Origin of the sequence: Gardnerella bretellae (assembly GCF_048545135.1) — a bacterium.
Taxonomy (GTDB): Bacteria; Actinomycetota; Actinomycetes; order Actinomycetales; family Bifidobacteriaceae; genus Bifidobacterium; species Bifidobacterium greenwoodii.
Genome location: NZ_JBKQXU010000001.1, coordinates 94949 through 112072, shown reverse-complemented (window position 1 = coordinate 112072; position 17124 = coordinate 94949). Strand labels below are relative to the sequence as shown.

22 protein-coding genes and 3 pseudogenes are annotated in these 17124 nt (G+C 36.4%); 7 read left to right on the top strand and 18 right to left on the bottom strand.

What is annotated here, in order from left to right:
- Nucleotides 1-202: 202 nt before the first annotated feature.
- The 3 genes and pseudogenes from ACJV7B_RS00525 to ACJV7B_RS00515 form a co-directional block, all read right to left on the bottom strand.
- Nucleotides 203-778 carry a hypothetical protein gene (locus ACJV7B_RS00525; RefSeq protein ID WP_419388683.1) on the bottom strand — a complete coding sequence of 192 codons (576 nt, stop codon included), beginning with the start codon at nt 776-778 and terminating at the stop codon, nt 203-205.
- A 423-nt stretch (nt 779-1201) separates the two neighbouring features.
- On the bottom strand, nt 1202-1498 hold the full coding sequence (locus ACJV7B_RS00520) for a type II toxin-antitoxin system RelB/DinJ family antitoxin (protein WP_419388682.1): 297 nt from the start codon (nt 1496-1498) through the stop codon (nt 1202-1204).
- A gap of 204 nt (nt 1499-1702) precedes the next feature.
- Nucleotides 1703-1849, bottom strand: a pseudogene (locus ACJV7B_RS00515) (restriction endonuclease); the annotation flags it as partial.
- A gap of 346 nt (nt 1850-2195) precedes the next feature.
- Between ACJV7B_RS00515 and ACJV7B_RS00510 the strand changes: the two are divergent.
- The 3 genes from ACJV7B_RS00510 to ACJV7B_RS00500 all read left to right on the top strand — a co-directional run bounded on the left by ACJV7B_RS00510 (nt 2196) and on the right by ACJV7B_RS00500 (nt 3538).
- Nucleotides 2196-2606, top strand: a complete 411-nt coding sequence (locus ACJV7B_RS00510; protein WP_004136366.1) for a hypothetical protein — start codon at nt 2196-2198, stop codon at nt 2604-2606.
- A 123-nt stretch (nt 2607-2729) separates the two neighbouring features.
- Entirely contained in the window at nt 2730-3005 is a 276-nt protein-coding gene (locus ACJV7B_RS00505; protein ID WP_119486770.1) for a type II toxin-antitoxin system RelB/DinJ family antitoxin, read from the top strand.
- A 293-nt stretch (nt 3006-3298) separates the two neighbouring features.
- The gene (locus ACJV7B_RS00500) at nt 3299-3538 is read left to right on the top strand and encodes an IS3 family transposase (protein ID WP_419388681.1); all 240 of its coding nucleotides are present in this window, start codon (nt 3299-3301) and stop codon (nt 3536-3538) included.
- Between the two features lie 39 nt (nt 3539-3577).
- On the opposite strand, the gene ACJV7B_RS00495 is transcribed toward ACJV7B_RS00500, so the two are convergent.
- The 3 genes and pseudogenes from ACJV7B_RS00495 to ACJV7B_RS00485 all read right to left on the bottom strand — a co-directional run bounded on the left by ACJV7B_RS00495 (nt 3578) and on the right by ACJV7B_RS00485 (nt 5649).
- The gene (locus tag ACJV7B_RS00495) at nt 3578-3823 is read right to left on the bottom strand and encodes a hypothetical protein (protein WP_116793902.1); all 246 of its coding nucleotides are present in this window, start codon (nt 3821-3823) and stop codon (nt 3578-3580) included.
- Nucleotides 3824-4192: 369 nt separating this feature from the next.
- Nucleotides 4193-5133: pseudogene (locus ACJV7B_RS00490) on the bottom strand (hypothetical protein).
- Between the two features lie 9 nt (nt 5134-5142).
- On the bottom strand, nt 5143-5649 hold the full coding sequence (locus ACJV7B_RS00485; RefSeq protein ID WP_297643787.1) for a GNAT family N-acetyltransferase: 507 nt from the start codon (nt 5647-5649) through the stop codon (nt 5143-5145).
- Nucleotides 5650-6135: 486 nt separating this feature from the next.
- Between ACJV7B_RS00485 and ACJV7B_RS00480 the strand changes: the two genes are divergently transcribed.
- Together ACJV7B_RS00480 and ACJV7B_RS00475 are read left to right on the top strand one after the other, a co-directional pair.
- Nucleotides 6136-6441, top strand: coding sequence for a type II toxin-antitoxin system RelB/DinJ family antitoxin (locus ACJV7B_RS00480; RefSeq protein WP_419388680.1), 306 nt, complete (start codon nt 6136-6138; stop codon nt 6439-6441).
- Entirely contained in the window at nt 6438-6770 is a 333-nt protein-coding gene (locus ACJV7B_RS00475) for a type II toxin-antitoxin system RelE/ParE family toxin (RefSeq protein WP_419388679.1), read from the top strand. The genes ACJV7B_RS00480 and ACJV7B_RS00475 overlap by 4 nt, the downstream gene beginning before the upstream one ends.
- A gap of 128 nt (nt 6771-6898) precedes the next feature.
- Here the strand turns inward: ACJV7B_RS00475 and ACJV7B_RS00470 are convergent, their stop codons facing one another.
- The 5 genes from ACJV7B_RS00470 to ACJV7B_RS00450 form a co-directional block, all read right to left on the bottom strand.
- Entirely contained in the window at nt 6899-8092 is a 1194-nt protein-coding gene (locus ACJV7B_RS00470; protein ID WP_419388678.1) for a hypothetical protein, read from the bottom strand.
- 364 nt (nt 8093-8456) lie between these two features.
- Nucleotides 8457-9740 carry an MFS transporter gene (locus ACJV7B_RS00465; protein WP_419388677.1) on the bottom strand — a complete coding sequence of 428 codons (1284 nt, stop codon included), beginning with the start codon at nt 9738-9740 and terminating at the stop codon, nt 8457-8459.
- Nucleotides 9741-9753: 13 nt separating this feature from the next.
- Nucleotides 9754-10050, bottom strand: a complete 297-nt coding sequence (locus tag ACJV7B_RS00460) for a type II toxin-antitoxin system RelB/DinJ family antitoxin (protein ID WP_419388676.1) — start codon at nt 10048-10050, stop codon at nt 9754-9756.
- Between the two features lie 130 nt (nt 10051-10180).
- Nucleotides 10181-10615, bottom strand: a complete 435-nt coding sequence (locus ACJV7B_RS00455; RefSeq protein WP_419388802.1) for a hypothetical protein — start codon at nt 10613-10615, stop codon at nt 10181-10183.
- A 248-nt stretch (nt 10616-10863) separates the two neighbouring features.
- Entirely contained in the window at nt 10864-11004 is a 141-nt protein-coding gene (locus tag ACJV7B_RS00450) for a hypothetical protein (RefSeq protein WP_419388675.1), read from the bottom strand.
- Between the two features lie 169 nt (nt 11005-11173).
- On the opposite strand from ACJV7B_RS00450, the gene ACJV7B_RS00445 reads away from it, so the two are divergent.
- A complete protein-coding gene (locus ACJV7B_RS00445; protein WP_419388674.1) occupies nt 11174-11422 on the top strand; it encodes a type II toxin-antitoxin system Phd/YefM family antitoxin in 249 nt (82 codons plus the stop codon).
- Nucleotides 11419-11796 carry a type II toxin-antitoxin system death-on-curing family toxin gene (locus tag ACJV7B_RS00440; RefSeq protein WP_419388673.1) on the top strand — a complete coding sequence of 126 codons (378 nt, stop codon included), beginning with the start codon at nt 11419-11421 and terminating at the stop codon, nt 11794-11796. The genes ACJV7B_RS00445 and ACJV7B_RS00440 overlap by 4 nt, the downstream gene beginning before the upstream one ends.
- Nucleotides 11797-11886: 90 nt before the next feature.
- Here the strand turns inward: ACJV7B_RS00440 and ACJV7B_RS00435 are convergent.
- From ACJV7B_RS00435 to ACJV7B_RS00405, 7 genes and pseudogenes are all read right to left on the bottom strand, one after another.
- Nucleotides 11887-12342: pseudogene (locus tag ACJV7B_RS00435) on the bottom strand (DUF4097 family beta strand repeat-containing protein); the annotation flags it as partial.
- Nucleotides 12343-12500: 158 nt separating this feature from the next.
- On the bottom strand, nt 12501-12986 hold the full coding sequence (locus ACJV7B_RS00430) for an NUDIX hydrolase (protein WP_004136341.1): 486 nt from the start codon (nt 12984-12986) through the stop codon (nt 12501-12503).
- Nucleotides 12987-12989: 3 nt separating this feature from the next.
- Nucleotides 12990-13139, bottom strand: coding sequence for a hypothetical protein (locus tag ACJV7B_RS00425; RefSeq protein ID WP_004134760.1), 150 nt, complete (start codon nt 13137-13139; stop codon nt 12990-12992).
- Nucleotides 13140-13361: 222 nt separating this feature from the next.
- Complete coding sequence (locus ACJV7B_RS00420; protein WP_419388672.1) at nt 13362-14348, bottom strand: helix-turn-helix domain-containing protein; 987 nt, start codon at nt 14346-14348, stop codon at nt 13362-13364.
- A 351-nt stretch (nt 14349-14699) separates the two neighbouring features.
- A complete protein-coding gene (locus ACJV7B_RS00415; protein ID WP_004136335.1) occupies nt 14700-15872 on the bottom strand; it encodes an ATP-binding protein in 1173 nt (390 codons plus the stop codon).
- A gap of 132 nt (nt 15873-16004) precedes the next feature.
- Nucleotides 16005-16199 (bottom strand): hypothetical protein, encoded by a 195-nt coding sequence (locus tag ACJV7B_RS00410; RefSeq protein ID WP_004136333.1) that lies wholly within the window; start codon nt 16197-16199, stop codon nt 16005-16007.
- A gap of 312 nt (nt 16200-16511) precedes the next feature.
- Nucleotides 16512-17123, bottom strand: coding sequence for a CadD family cadmium resistance transporter (locus tag ACJV7B_RS00405; RefSeq protein WP_419388671.1), 612 nt, complete (start codon nt 17121-17123; stop codon nt 16512-16514).
- Nucleotide 17124: the final 1 nt, after the last annotated feature.

Sequence of the window (17124 nt, the reverse complement as noted above, 5' to 3'; positions counted from 1 at the left end):
CACAAATCCAATAGCTTATTTGACAAATTTAATAACACAATACTCTTGTTTAAAAAAAAAGCAAAAATTGCATCTAAAACCGTGAGAAACTATCCTAAAACTACTACGAGTTTCTCCAGTAACAATCACAAATAATAGACTTGATAATACTCAGTTTCACCTTGCCTAGTAAGCATCCAAGACAATTGTAAACAGAGAGTTGTTAATTTTTTTGTTCAATAATTTTATCGGTAAATGCCTTTAAAAATTCTTTAGAATTGCTCCAGCCTACGCCATTGTTTAATCCAGAGAAATCAAAACCAGATATTTCATCTAACGCTTTACTACAAACCCATTCATACATTCCAGCCTGTTTGCTTTTATATATTATTAGGAACAATGGTTTCATTGCTTTTTTGCCTAACAACAAGACACCATTATATTGTTTAGAATATATTACATCGTTATACCATTGTCCTGTCAGCCAATAGTATTTAACTTTGCGCCCCTTTTCACCAATTTCGTCGCATAGGTTTTGTAATTGTTTAGCAACATACGTGAGAACCTTTTTATCTATGTTTTTTATAAGCAAAGTTTCATCAACACCATTTTCAGTTACCTCTTTCCAGTCAACATCTTCATTATTTTCTGTGTGTCCTTCATTTTTTGCAGACTTTTGATTTTCTGTTTTTTGCTCTCTATTATTATCGCTAAAACTATTTTGATTATTACAACCTGAAATAAGTGACATAAGGCAAACTAGCACAGTCAAAAAAGCATAATGCTTGATATGCTTCATTTACGCCTCCTCTACAACTTAATCTTTACCTAATTGCAGCTACGATTCTCATGTTCAATCTTTACCCTGTTCTTCACCATCATCTGCCTAATATTTATTCATCTCGTAGCACAAATCATCTTTGAGTTTAATAAAACTGACGGGATGTAAATTATGGGCAAAGAATGCATATATGCAATCTACAAAATAATTGTAGCTAAAAATCATCCGATAATCTACGGGATTTTATTCCATACATAAACAGATGTGTGGCAAAATGAGTGCACTTTTTATCAATAGAAGCGAGCAATCGTTAAAAGGTTTAATTGCCATTTATAACTTTCTCAATATCTCTTTTCCAATAAAGCACACGAGAAACCACAACTTCATGCTTTTCTTCAAAAACAAAATAAAAAATAAGAAAATTATCACACGCCACGAACCCTATGCCTTATGCAAGGACTCAAAAACCTTACTCTCAGGCTTCACATCACCAGATAAAACCGACTTATAACCCTTTTCCAACTCATCATTCAACTCACCTTGAGTCATAGAACTCACATCACGCGGCTCTCTATAACCCAATTTCACATCAAAAGGAAGCCCCCGCTGTAAAACAACCTGCTTATAAAACATAGTAATAGCACTCGAAGGAGGAAGACCCAAAGAATTCAATATATACTCTGCCTGCTCTTTTAACTCCGGATCAATACGAGTATACAAGTTAGCTGTTTTCGCCATACAATCACCCCTTATTTCTTACAACGATTACATGACATTGCATTGGCATTGCATTAACATCAGCATTAGCATCAGCATTAGCATCAGCATTAGCATTTACACTTATACGTAATATTAAAAGCAAATTGCATTCAAAAACCGTAAGAAACCAACTAATAAACTTAAAACATAACAAAATCAAAGCATAAAACTTACATGCAAAAACTATTCATCTTGATATTCAAGCAAAGCATCAGTATCAATCGTTTTAATCTCAAACGTTTTTCTTGTTGAAACGCAAAAATTATGCTTAATCATAAGATTTGCAAGTTTCACACCATCAACCAAAATAATATGATGATTGTCAGCGTAATCTTTAGGTTTCTGCGAAAACCTAGATGTTGTAACAAAAAGACCATGTCCTTACTTGTCCAGCTAGCCGAAAACCACGCTTGATTAACACCATTCTTCTTTTTCGATGCCTTATAATTCGGCACATATCCAACCCTCACCCCATTGGGATATGTTTTCACGATATGATAATCAATGCCGTATTTATCCAGTTCTTTAAGTCCTGTCTGCCCATGACCGCTAGATTTTAATCGGATATGATTATCCCAACTTTCAAAGTAAGATAAATTAACGTAAAATAAGTGAAAAATAGTCTGTCTATGACAGTAGGCATCCACTTGACTATATAAATTTAAGGAGGTTAGTTATGAAGAAATCTGTATATCAAGCTATACGATTATTCCTTTTTTCATTATTACTCCCTCTTTTAGGACTTATTATCAATTCTCTTAAATCACTCGATTGGGAAATTGTTTATGACTCACCCTTTTTACTCATTGTTATAGCTCATGCACTTGGTTTAACAAAAATTCTTCTTTACTCGATTGTTGTCAATCAAAAAACACTCGAAAACTTAGGAGTTTGTAAAACCATCGCTATCGCGCTTATCGCCCCTGCTATTGATTTATTGATATTACAAGAGTCTCCTCGGCAATTGGGTAGTAGCTGGACTTGCACGTACATTACATTTTTTATTACTCTTGAATGTATCCCAACTATAATTCCAATCATTGTTAAAGAGTTTTTACGAAGAAGAAACAAAAAGCACAAAGCCTAAAAAATGCACCCACCTAATCTGCCCTTGACATCAATACTATAGTCTCGACGCTTGTGATTGCCTATTTATCGCTTGACAACGTATACCAATCGTATCATAATCGTCTTAAAAGGAGCTAATACTATGACAACAAGTCCTACTCAAATTCGTATTGATAGTAATGTCAAAACAGAAGCAAATGAACTGTTTAGCAAACTCGGCATCGATATGTCAAGTGCCGTAAACATCTTCTTACGCCAATGCGTTTTGCATGGAGGACTTCCTTTTAAAGTAGAAATCCCAAAGTTTAATACCGAAACATTAGCGGCCATGCAAGAAGCCAAAAGAATTTCCAGAGAGCCTAACGTACCATCGTATTCCTCTATGGAAGACCTTAAGAAAGCGTTGTTGCAAGACTGATGTACAACGTTAAGTTCACGAATGCCATATCAATCAACATCCATACACATACCATAAAATACTGTATCGCATATTGCAACACAATTTACATGAATGGGATTTTTTGACTGTCATACACGATTTTTATGTTCGCATTACTGCATCATATAGTACGATCAAGCGCCGTGATGATGGGAAGCACCACTTATTTTTCTCGTTTGAGTTTGAACGTAAAAATATCGGATAAAGGGAAGGAAATGAATTTACACCAAAGTGAGGGCTTAATCGCTAACAGCATGCTCGCAATATAAAAATTGCAAATAACGTTCTCATCGCATAACTTTCTCGCAATTTGTTATCTAAGTCGCAGTAGCTGGGATAGTACAGAAGAATTACGTCAAGCTATTCATACTTATATTGATTTTTACAACAATCACAGAATTAAAATGGGGCTTAAAAGACAATTATGGAACATCGTGCTATGGTTGCACAAAATGTCTAAAAATTGTCCTAAGCCCCTTTTGTTTTCAATGTCAAGTAATACTAAATGTTAAGCTTTTTCAGCTTAACTACAGCGAGTTTTCCTTGGTATTTCAACGATAACTCGGGTTTTTAGACACACTTTTTTGCCGCTTACCCTCAAAAATAGTTCCTTCATTAGGCAACGACATCGTTGTCATCAAAGCAAGCATAAACATAAGCGGACCGAGCGCATTTCCATACGTTTTGAACATCACACCAAAATCATGGCCGTATACCACCATCGACAAGTAAAGGAACATAAAATTCACAGCTGTAAACATAACCAACTTCAGCACGAACATAAGAACCTTGTACATAAGAATATCCTCCTCACTCACTCCACGGAGTCGCACACCAAATAGGTTTAATACTCATTCTATCCAATAATTTTTTGCCATACAATTGTTGTTGTTATTTTTGATAACACATAAAATGTTAAGGTGTTCTAAGTTTTACTTGTAACAAATAGAAATAGGGTTATGCTATCCCTTTCACGGGGATTCTTGCAGCAAAAACTAGGACTTTTTTGGACTTCTATTGTAATTACTTTTATAGTTACTTTTGCATAAACCACCCTGGGCGCATAGATAAACACCAAATTCTCAGCTGCAAGTCTTTTTCGATTATAGTCGATAAATTTATCATTTTTACATTTGTTTCTATTATAAACGAAACAAATTAAAAATTCACCTTTTAGGGTGCCACTTGATAACGAGAACAATATCGGTAAGCGCAATGCCAACAACTACGCTCACCCATACCAAACTCGGTGTAAGAAGCCAAGCGAGAACACCGAAGATAAGCAGTCTAAGCAATACAGAAATAGTCAAAAAAGACCAACTTTTTGTTGGGCATTTCTGTTGATCAGTCTTCAATGCGCCCATCAGAACCATAACCGCAGCTGCCGCGCAAGAAAATAGCATATTGCCCAAGAACATGACGAGTAGCGTTCGCCAGCCAGCGATAGTACAAAGCATCCACCATTGCAACATCAATGCAAGCACAAATATGACGACATCGTATACTGCTTCCATCAGCATATTCGCAACGATTAACGAGGAGAATGTTAGAGACGTACTTCTAGGAGTGTCTGTTTTACCTGTGCTCGCATGCTGTAATGCAATCATGTTGCTCACCTCGCGCGCTTTACGCGCTCTTCTTCAAGCATTTGAACGCCAAGCTCAACAGCTTTCTGTGAATCTTCCTGTAATTGCGCATCCGTCATCCCGCGTTGCCAAGGCTTTTCAAAAACAAACAGCAACACACTAGTAATCGCTGCACCAATAATAATGCTTAGCAGCGTGATATCGGAAACAAGCAATAAAGCAATACCAGAAGTCACCAGAAGCCTGAGCACAAAATCGATGATTCCAATAAGCAAATCACCAGACCCGTCATCTGGTCTACGATGCCTATCCCACTGCAGATACGCTGTACTTAGCAGCGAAAACACCACAACACTCAACGCGAGTATGACCACAGTTTCCCAACCTAGTACGCGGTGCCCTACGAACTGCTGTACGAGCAGCGCAATAATAAGCGTGCAAACGCTAGCAACAGTTTCTGTAATCACATGACCCCAAAAAGCATGCTTAAAAAGCACTGGCCTTACCTTCGTCTCACTCATCATCTTCTCCTATATATTAATCCAATACCTTCTTGTCGTAACATTTCCTCTTGATAAGCTATTTTTCACTTTGTTTTCTAAAATTCCACCATTATTTTCTATAACTCGTATCGAGCCAATATTGTCATCATCGCATGTAATCAAAATTTTATGTAGATTCAAAGTCTCTTTACAATATGTAAGTGCCATAGAAAGCATTTTCGTTCCATAGCCCTTCATACATTCAGATTGCCTAACTTCGTACCCTATGTGACCACCATAGTTAATTAAAAAAGAATTTAATTCATGCCTAATATTAATTTCACCAATAAATTTTTCATTATCTATCAGCCAAAATGTAGTAGCTTTAACATAATTTTCAGGTAAATTTATACCATGCTCATAGTTATAAGAACTCTCTATAATTGTCTCAGGGTTTATAAAACGTCTTTCTGCATTCGGCCTAAAAATTTCATCTTCTTCATTTGCTTCTATATAACCTTGGATATATTTACTATCTGGTCTAATTAATTTCATAAGTTCCCCTTATTCTTAGTATGCAATTTTAATAAAATTAGAATCCATAATAGTCTGTTTAGCTTTAATAGTATTACTATTAAAAAAAAAACCACACATACAAGCTTTATTAAAGAAAAATTTTTTTATTTTTCCAATAAGTGCAGGCTTTTTGAATACACTTACAACCTCTTAACTAATCACAGTTCATCACACCTATAAGTGAAATTTAATGATAAAATCGATAATTTATAAGTTATAACTGATAAAATAGCAAAATCGCATCTAGAATCGCACTAACCAAGCTTAAAGCCGCCGCACGCTAAACTTTTTAACGATAAGAAAATATTGCAAAAAGGTTTAAGATTGGCTTAATAGCTTGATTTTGAATCCGAAGATACAACAATGTGGAGTCATAATCTGAATAGTGATTAAACTTTTGCTTTCATCTGCTTGCGTATGCTTGCAAGCATTTTGTAAAATAAGGTCAGAAAGGACGCGAACACAATGACAAACACAAACGCTGTATATGCAAGAATCGATACAAATCTTAAAGAAAACGCTGAAAACATTTTGAACCAGCTTGGCATAACACCATCTTCAGCAATCCAAATGCTTTATAGTCAAATCGTTTTACAAAAAGGCATGCCGTTTGAACTCCGCTTGCCAGTTAATACGCCTACTGCTTTAGGCAGCTTAACAAGAGCCGAGTTGGATAAAGAATTACAAAAAGGCATCGACTCTATTTCGACTGGCAAACAATATAGTGCAGATGAAGTAGACCAATTCTTCACTAAGGAATACGGCGTATGAGCACAACCTATAGCGTCATTTATTCTCCGCAAGCGTTCCTTGATCTCACTGAACTATACGAATACATTCGCTTTAATTTACAAGTTCCAAAAACTGCGAAAAAACAAGTCAACAGCATTAAGCATGCTATACGTTCTCTTGAGACTATGCCTATGCGATATACACTTGTTAATTGGGAGCCGTGGTGTTCTAAAGGAATACGCAGAGTTCCAGTCGACAACTACACTGTTTTCTACCAAGTAGACGAAAAACAAATGACTGTAACAGTTATTCGCATATTCTACTCAGGCAGAAATATAGAAAGTATTGTTAACGACACAAACAACTAATGCGCGATTTGGGCTAAAAAGTAACGAATGAAATAGCGTAATTCCAAACGCTACGAAACGCACCCACCTATTAAGCCTTTGACATCAACGCGTTAAACGTTTTCTCACAACACGAAACAATATATAACTTACAACAAATATATTTTTTCTTTATCAACACATATTTGCGAAGTACGATTGTAGATTTGAGTTATATCCTCCATTTTTTCCACAAACACTTTTGTTTCCGGATCACGCAAAACAGAAAACTCCTTCACTGCTTTTGCTACCATTGCATTAGCATTTTCATGTAATCCGTTTCCTTTATCTTGTAAAAACTCATCAACAGAACCATCTTTAACTAAAGGAATACCACCAATCAACTTACCAACAGCCGTACCAGCAGTACCCATAGCTTTCACAACGTTGACTTCCACTTCCGAATTACCAAGTTTTTCTAAGTATAAAGAGCTTTTTTCAAATTTCTCACAGTAGTCATCAGACAATTTCTTTATCTCATTTTCTGCATTACTAATGTACTCTTCCGCAAAATTTTCACTTAACATTATTTCCATCAAAGATGATAGAGAGAAAATATACAACGACAATCTGTAATACTTAAACTTTTTCCCTAAATCAGACAACGTCGAATTTACGTTACTTTTAGACACAATAAACTTCTTTAACAAAAGAATATCAGTAATCTTTTTCTGATAAGCAATAATGTTCTTTCTAGCACGATTCTTAATATCGATAACAAGCTTATGATTATTCATAACAGAAATTTCATTATCCCAACTGCACTTATAAGTAGAAGCAATCCCCATCAATGACTCAACATCTGCCTCAATCTGTGACTCATTCTCAACTTCCATGAAGGTAAGTATCTTTTCCTGAGTTTCTTTAATCTTTTTCATATCTTTTTCAATAGAATAAATAGCCACAGCCATCATTAAAAGAGCAGGATTAAACGGAAGTGCTGTTTTCATAGAACCTTGCAAAGACTCCATCTTTGAAATCTGCATCATTCTAGAACCACCGTCAGCTTTTCTTAAAGATCCCCATAGATTCCCATTTTTTGCGTATTTTAGAGTATCACCTGCAGCTTTATTAGCAATCTTATAAAGACCATCCGTAGGAATGGTTATTGTTTGAGTAACTGTATTACATGCAGGAATTAATGACGATAAACCAGATCCAAAATTCAATAATTCAGATACGGGAACACTTAATACTTTATTGTTGTTCTTAGTAAAATCTTTAACATCCACAAGAAGTTTTTCAGTAAAATCTACTAACACATTTTCACTGTTACTTGCCGAAAGCTCACTACTGTTACACATAAGAACAATACTATCTGAAAGAAAATATACTTCTATTTTTCTTACTCTCTTGAATACTATGAAACTTTGCAAACAACATTATCAAATGTTACCGAATCACTTAAAACTACATGTTTCAAAAAATATTACAATCCAATCCGCCCCACCCATTTACTACTTATTACGAAGCAAACCAACTTTCATAAATTCTTTATCTCCAATACGGAACTTTTCTACGATTATTCCACCGATTTGTTCCCCAAAAACACAAGCAACTAGAGCACGCAAATATGGATTCTACTATCTGGCAATCACTATCTGGCAATCTTCAGATACTCTTCGATTTTGGCATCCAACAATTCTGCCCTACTACCAATCAACCCTACTACCAATATGCCCTACTGCTCTTTGCAATTAGTCCAGTGCTATATTCATAAGTATAGGTGTTCTGCATATGAGCATCACTCGGCGACCAGCTTCCGTTTGAAGATTTTGAAGCCTTAAACAGAATATAAAGACCACATTTTCCATCCTGAGAATCCCTGTTATACTGCAGATAAGTAATGTCCGAACGGCTTTCACTCAGAACAAAATACATATCCCCCTTCGCAGTATAACTCTCCTTAAACGTAAATCCTTTCGCCGCAAAATACTTATCAAATATCTTAAGCGCTGCATTTCTTTCCCTCTTTGATTCTAAATCACGCTCAGCGGCATCATGCAAATCGTAATTTTTATCTGGCTCTTCAACCTTTAATCTTGTATCTTTTAATCTTGTATCTTTCCTGTTATTGCGATTGATTCTGCTATACCACTCAGATTCACTTATTTTTGGATCAGTATCACTTGAATCTTTCATTGGTCGAAGATACTTAAGGAAAAATGGGCCTTCAGACTTATAAAGATAATACTCAAAAGGAGCATACATATCATCCACGTGCTCTGTGTATGTACCATTATCATTTTGTTTCACAGAATATCTGCCAACAATAAACAAAACGTCAAAAAATCCAAGACCTAAGATAATCAGCACACAAAGCAGAACAGATAGATAACGAAGTACAATTCTTATACCTATCTTCCGTACGAGTGAAATAAGATAGATATTATAGAAGACACATTCAAGAGCAATCGTAATCATCCAAACAACTGGCATTGCCGCGCATATAACATACACCCAAGTCTGCAAAAGCCACTGATTTGGAAGACGTACCGCAGTTATTCCAAAGAATGCAGTTAGAATACCACTTAACACAAAAAAGTAATAAAGAACCAGTGAGATTCTACTCTTCCCCTGTTGCTTACCATAGCTAAGAAAAGATTTATTACGCTCTACATTCGCACTCCGAAAACGACTATGTATATTGCGCTGCCAAATAACACAAATAACCCAAATAATAGAAACTCCAACAAGAAACAGAATTGCAAAACAATAAGTGATCCATCCAAAAAGCTGTAGCTTATTGGACGCCATAAAAACAGTTCCAACAATAATTAAGATGGAAAAGATTTCCGCACTCAGCCGCAAAACCTTATACTTGGGCAATTCCTTATTTGCACTGTTAAGGTTCTCACATATTTGCTCATGTGATTCACAATATAGTGGATTTTTCTCCTCTCTGGGAGTATGTTCCTGCTTTTCCTTCTCTTTCATCGATGAATCTGACATTTTTCTGTTCCTATCATCGTTCAAGATCTTCAAAAACATCATCTATCGAATAACTATCACCTTGAACCGCCTGATCATAGCCTTTATCCATCAAAGCATTAAACGTTTTCTCATCCATATCATCTTGTGCTGGAAGCGACTTTGGAATAGTAAGCGAAAACGGAATACCGTTATTAAGAATGATTTGACGATAAAACATGTCAATAGCAGTAGCCCTAGTAATTCCAATAGTTTCCAGAATCTGCTCCGCCTGCTGCTTAATATTTTCTTGTATTCTCACATTCACATTCGCTGTTTTAGTAACTGCCATATCAACCAATCTCCATGCACACATCGTAAAATACTGTATCGCATATTGCAACACAATTTACATGAATAGGATGTCTCGACTGATATATACGCTTTCAACATTCGCACTAATAATTTAGTGCAAAATACTACTATTTCTTCTTATAGCCTATAGCAACATTACCTGTTTTATTAATCCCTGTTACTTTAAGAACATAAGAACTTGACTTGTCTTTTAAATCAAATTTCCCAACTAAAAATAAAGCTTTAAGTCCTGAACTAGGCAAATTAAACTGTGAGTCAACTAATTTGATTGGCTTATCTCCAAGAGTGACTTTAGACAAATCATAATGAGAATCCAGAATATCTCGTGACACAAAGAGATACAACTCATCCTTATTCATATAGTTTTCTGGTATACGAAACTCTTCTTGAGACACCGCCACTGTTTCCCAATGATACGACGCAAGCGCCGCCTTCTCATCATCGTCGGCACATCCCGCAAGAGAAAAGAGAGAACCTAGCAGCAGAAGCATAACAAGACAACTTTGAAAAATGTTTTTACAAAAAATAGTTTTACTTCTCATAACACCATTACCTTCCTTTTCATTAACACAACTTTGGATTAAATGATTATAAAACAGATTATTAAGCAAACAAAATCTACTATTCACCCTGGTCACTGTAATAATCTTAATAAATATACTATTTTTTTTTATTAATTTGTCTAGATTATCGACGCTAATCTCTTCATTTACTAGCAAACTATACTATTTAATAGACAGCAAGGTTCACGAAACAGAAGAACCAGAAGAATTAATATCGTCATGCACGTCTAATGCCTCCAACAATATTCACTCATAAACGAAGCAATTACCTGCAAATCTTCACCTTCATAATACCCAACAAGCAACTTCTTAAACTCAGAAACCTTATTTCCTGGAATAACCAGCAAACCGTTACCGTGAGAAATCAAATAATGTAGGGAACTTTTTTACAATTTTTATACCATTTTGTTCCCCAAAAACATAAGCAACTAAATCACATATAGACTATATGTCATTTTAAAATAACTCTCAAAATACTTAGGATTTATTTATCCTAAAATATATGCTATAATTCTCCTAAAAATGGAGGTTCTCGATATGAATGTAAATACAGACACACTTGTTTCTATTTCCGAAGCAAATCAAAACTTTTCTAAAGTTGCGCGACTTGTTGACACATACGGATCAGCTGTTATTTTGAAAAACAACGCTCCTCGCTACGTAATTTTAGAATTCCCAAAAGCCAAAACTGAAAAAGTTACTGTTCCAGCAAACGATGAAGTTATGGCTTTATCCAACATGTTCATCAAAAAGAACAAAAAAGTTTATGAGGAACTTGCTAAATGAAGCATCTAACACGAGAACAGGTGATTAAACTTCACCAGGCTCTGATTGAAGCAAGTGGTGGTTCTTCAGGTATCCGAGATGTAGGAATGCTTGATTCTGCATTAAAGACTCCACTGCAAACATTTGACGAGAATGAACTTTTCCCATCTGTCTTAGATAAGGCAGCACGTCTAGCTTTTGGTCTTATAAAGAACCACCCTTTTATAGATGGAAACAAGCGTATCGGCACACATGTCATGCTAATCTTTCTGGCACTCAACAACATTATGTTGTCTTATAAAGATGAAGAACTGATTGATATTATTCTCAAAGTTGCATCAGGCAAGGCAAATGAAAATGACCTTTACACTTGGATTAAAAATCACCAAGCCTAATACTCCAACATTTAAAAACATTTTTAGAATATGCCAAACTCTATTTCGTGCGACTAGTCAAAGTAGCGGACATAAAAAACCACAACAGTATTACTTCACTACAGCTTTTCCATTCAAGCAGTGCACAGCATAGTGAGCACATCCATTTGTTTTGCGACCGAGATTATTACAACCAAGATCTGCTTTATGTTTATCACAAACTTCAGTCACGCCATTCTCACAAACTACTTCAAGACATGCGCCTTTGGTAATTTCTCCTTCTAAAGCACTCGTACCATTTAACGTATCCACCATGCAAGAAACAACAACCTTAACATTATGCGCCACAGCAGAACCATTAAGACACTTTAGAAAAACATCATTCGCCTGAGCATTCCTTGCTTCCACCCTGCCATTATGAACTTCTGCATAAATCTTGTCAGCTTTAATATCTGCTACTAATACCTGATTAGACTCAGCTTCAATCTCACAAAAATCAACATTCTCCAGCAACGTAACAATGACCTCAGGACTGCCTTTAGCAAGCCACTTAAGCCAGTAAAAAGCTGGGTTATAGACCAAAAATCAAAAGACCCGACTTGGTCCGCATTGCTAAGAGGCGCGTCAGGTACTGTTAATTATTGTAATATATTGTTGGCGGTTATTTGTCAATTTCAATGAAATAATGTTTATGCAACAATCTCTTGCCATAATAGCGGGATTCATTAATATCTTTCATCTGAAATTATATGCTCTATTCCACTATGCTCCGATTTAAGATATTCTTTCATAAATGTCGGGTAAGCCTTGCACTTATCAAGCTCATCTATAGGTAACCAATGCATTGTCTCTTTAGCACCTGACTCTGTAGTGCTTTGGCTCGTAAAATCTCTTTTGCCCATAGGTTTCATCATGTAGTAGAATGTCAGCTCATGGAAGTCTACTCCTTTTAAGCCAGAGCTGCCGATGAAGAAGTTCTCGTGTATGACAGCAAGGTGATCGACCTCGTAATTAAGACCTGTCTCTTCAAATACTTCTCTCTTAACGGCTTCTTCTGATGTCTCGCCCATGTGAACCGCTCCGCCAACTGAGTAGAAATAGTCGTCCTCATCATTTCTTGCAAATAGCACACAACCTTCTTCGACTATGATGGCTGCCGCTCTATATCTAAATGCTTTTTTATCGTTAATAAATCCGCAATTATGTTCCATAGTTTACTCCTTTAGAAAATCTGGTAAATATTTGTGTATAATACCTTCTTGCGAAAAATTCATTGTATCCATCAATAAAACATATTTAGGATAATTATCCTTAACCAATCGATAAACACCAAATTCCCTACTACGAGTCTCTTCACCAGCCATCAAATAAGAGACTTGATAACTTGGAGGAATAAATCTTATCGAGAACAGAAGAAGGCTTGGTGTGGCTCTCTAAAAAATGTCCACACCCACGACGTTAAAGCCTATATGTACGACATTTTTAATCATACTTTCACTCCTTGGGGGGGTAATATAAGCGCAAGCATACCATATTTCGTCTGGATAACACCTGTTATTCGCCACAAAATCGACGCTGGAAGTCACTTATTTCTTTCCGAGCCTCCACACTTTGAGCACTACTTCTATTACTCCGTAAGTCAATGCAGCCAACGGCCAAACAATCCAACTTTTTCCCCAATCGGACGTGATGAAACTGTAGGCTAAATAAATGAAGATAATTATAAGCCAGTAAGCTTGGAGCAATAACCTAATCTTTGCAGGATAGACAATCTTTTTCTTCGGTTGCAGCAAACGGTAATAGGACGAGCGAACAATATTCGCCTGTACGAATAAATAAACAGCTGCTGCCACCAGGGCAATAGCGATAACTACAAAAAAGCCGGATGAAAGTTGATAAAATTTCGGCACTATATCCGAAATTATAAGAAAAATAAAGGCAACCATACATAAAACGACACCGCTGACCGTCCGCAGCACATACGACGGCATGAACCGTTCCAAGCGTTCTTTGAGCACACTGTCAACGCCGTAAGCCGTTTCAAAGTCCTCTTTTTCCAAATATTGATAACGCTTTTCGTGGAAACTCTGAATAATAAAAATAACTACAGCTACAGTAATAATCGCAACGCTGAATGCTAAGCCAATAGTTTTGCCGACTTGCGCATTTACTGTGGGAGAAAGCAAAAGATTACTGCCTATCAACGGGATTGCCGCCAGAATACAAAGAAGAACGCCTAGAGCAACATAGGCGGCAAATGATATTCTGTGAGCAATATAAGCGGAGGCTTCTTCCAGCTCAATTACCCGCATGCGAACGCCGGCTTCTTCCTGGCAGGCATTTTCATCTGCGTTGACGTTCTTCCCCATAACATCAATTTCATCTTTTACCAGAAGATCTGTACTAACACCAAACAAACGGCTCAATGCAATTATCCGTTCCATATCCGGGATACTTTGTGCGCCTTCCCATTTGGAAACAGCTTGGCGACTGACGCCCAATTTGTCCGCCAATTCTTCCTGCGACCAACCGTTTTGTTTACGCAGTTCCAATATTTTATCTGCTAAAATCATAAAAACATCTCCATTTCAAACTCGAATTCATCATGATTATGGTGAAATTATAGATGAAACAGCAGTTGCGTAGTAGCAAGTGCGATTGGCAATTTCCGTTGAAAGCGCAATTTCTGCCGACAAATGAGCGCAACCGGCCGCCAATTTGTTTTCTCTCATTTTTGCACAGCGCTTTCCAATCATCTTAACGAACGTCGCCAAACATCGGAACTAAAATCCGCCAAGCGTCCTACTAATACACCAGTAAAGCCACACAGCACAGATGACTCAGTTCGTAGAGATTTCAATCCCATAGTAACGACCGTCTGTTTATTTCGCTTGACAATGCATAAGCATTTATACCAGCGTCATCTAGAACATCTGGTAATTTTTCATGTCCTTGAAGTTAACATACTCAACGCCATTAAATTGTGGGTATGACTGTCCTGTATAAATAATTTTAGGATTCTTTGCATTTTCTTCCGCATCTACAAAAGATAGCAAATTCTTAGAAAACGATCTATTAGGTGTCATTGATGTTTTTATTTCGATCGGATATAAAGCATTTTCTTTCTTTATAATCAAATCCACCTCTATACCTTTTTCTGTTCTCATGTAAAACAGCTGAGGAGTTTTATTCTCATTCAATCGAGATTTTAGGACTTCCGAAACGATTAGATTTTCGAAAAGATTTCCACGTAACGGATCTCTATTCGCTTGATTTTCTGTTTCAATTCCCAATAAGTATGAAGCCAATCCAATTTCTGTAAAATAGATTTTTGGCGATTTTGTGTGTCGCTTTGAAATGTTAGAAAAATATGGCTGTAACTTATAGACTATATAAGATGCCTCAAGTACTGACAGCCATTGCGACAAAGTTGCAGATGAAACGCCAACATCTCCAGACATAGAAGACAAATTTACAACTTGCCCAACTCTGCCTGCAAGCAAGGTTAAGAATCGTAGAAACTTATCCAAATTCTTAACTTCCAACATTTCGCGTAAATCTTTTTCCACATAGGTATTCAAGTAATCGCGATAATACACACTGCTTTCTCTTGAATTTTCCCTATATAATTCAGGCATAAAACCCTGAATTAATAACTTATCGGCAGATAATTTACCTAGACGTCCATCTTCGGCAAGTTCATCCATGCTTAATGGGAGAAGCGTTACTATGCTCGTTCTACCTGCTAAAGATTGAGAAATTTCTTTTTGCAGGGTTGATTGATGACTTCCAGTTAGTATAAATCGTCCATTTCTCTCTCTGTCCTCGTCAACCATAACTTGCACTGCTGAAAGAAGCTCAGGCACTCGCTGAACTTCATCTATAATAAGAGGTTCTTTGTAGCTTGCAAAAAATCCTCGGTAATCTTCTGTAGCTAACGCTCTAGTAAAAGGATCTTCTAAATTGACGTAATTGTATTCTGGAAAACACTCCTTTACTAGGGTAGTTTTACCAGATTGTCTTGGTCCAATTACAGTAACTACAGGCACTTGCTTGGAAACTTGCACCAACTTTTCAGCAACTTTTCTTTTTATCATAAAAGACTCCCTTTTCATAATAGGGTATACATTTTGGGCGTAAATTTCAAGTTCAACTTTAAAATTACGCCCAAAATGGTCAACTTATCTTTTACGAGTAAAAAACACGCAGCAAAAGAATTGCTCCGTACACTAAATATTTTGCCCTTTATGATTTGATGACATGTATTTTACACACCGTGCTTTCCAATCATCCTCACTAACGCAAGCAAACACATCAGTCACAGCCTGCAAATCTTCACCTTCATAATACCCAACAAGCAACTTCTTAAACTCAGAAACCTTATTTCCTGGAATAACCAGCAAACCGTTACCGTGAGAAATCAAATAATGTAGGGAACTTTTTTACAATTTTTATACCATTTTGTTCCCCAAAACATAAGCAACTAGAGCGCACAACTACTCGACAGCAAAATCGCATTCAAAAATCGCGAAAACCCAGCTTAAAGCCACTTCGCATTAAACCTTTTAACGATAGCCATCGCAAACCCCTGCTATACAAGGACTAAAATGCACCCGGCTAATCAGCCTCCTGCATCAGACAGCACGGTCAAGTGCCATGATGGTAGCGATAGTGGCATCTATTTTTCTCGTTTGAGTTTGAACATAAAAATAGCAGATAAAGGGAAGGAAATGAATTTACACCACTTTTAGGACTTGACCTATTAAATAATTAATAGTTCCATTTTCAATCAATATATAAAGACCGAGTCCAATAAACACGACAGGTACAATTACTTTTTCGTACTTTTCCACAGTCTCTCCGATAGCAGAAATTGAGGCGAGATTTTGAGATAATTTGCATAGAATCAAAATCCCTAAGGCAAATATTACTAAACTTATACTAATCTCAATCAAACTCTTTCCTGTAAAATAGGGGATATAAATTCCTAAATTATCTCCACCCATTGCCACTGTCAAACTTGTAAATGCTAAGATTTTTGATCCATCTCCGGTAATTTTCCCCTCGATATCTTCTTCATCAATATCTTCATCCACAAAAATTGCTCTTATACCAAGACCTATCGGAATTAGACCAAGGAGTCCGATAATCCAATCTTGTGGAATAAAATTTAAAAAGTAAGCGGCAATAAGACTAGCCAGTACAAGCAGTCCTGTACCTAAATACTGCCCTACATAAATTGATTTCAAACCTTTCTTTCCTTGACTAGCGAATAAAATAGTCAAAACAACTAAGTAGTCAATGGATGTAGAAACAAAAACTAATAAAGCGGATACTATTGTTTCCATT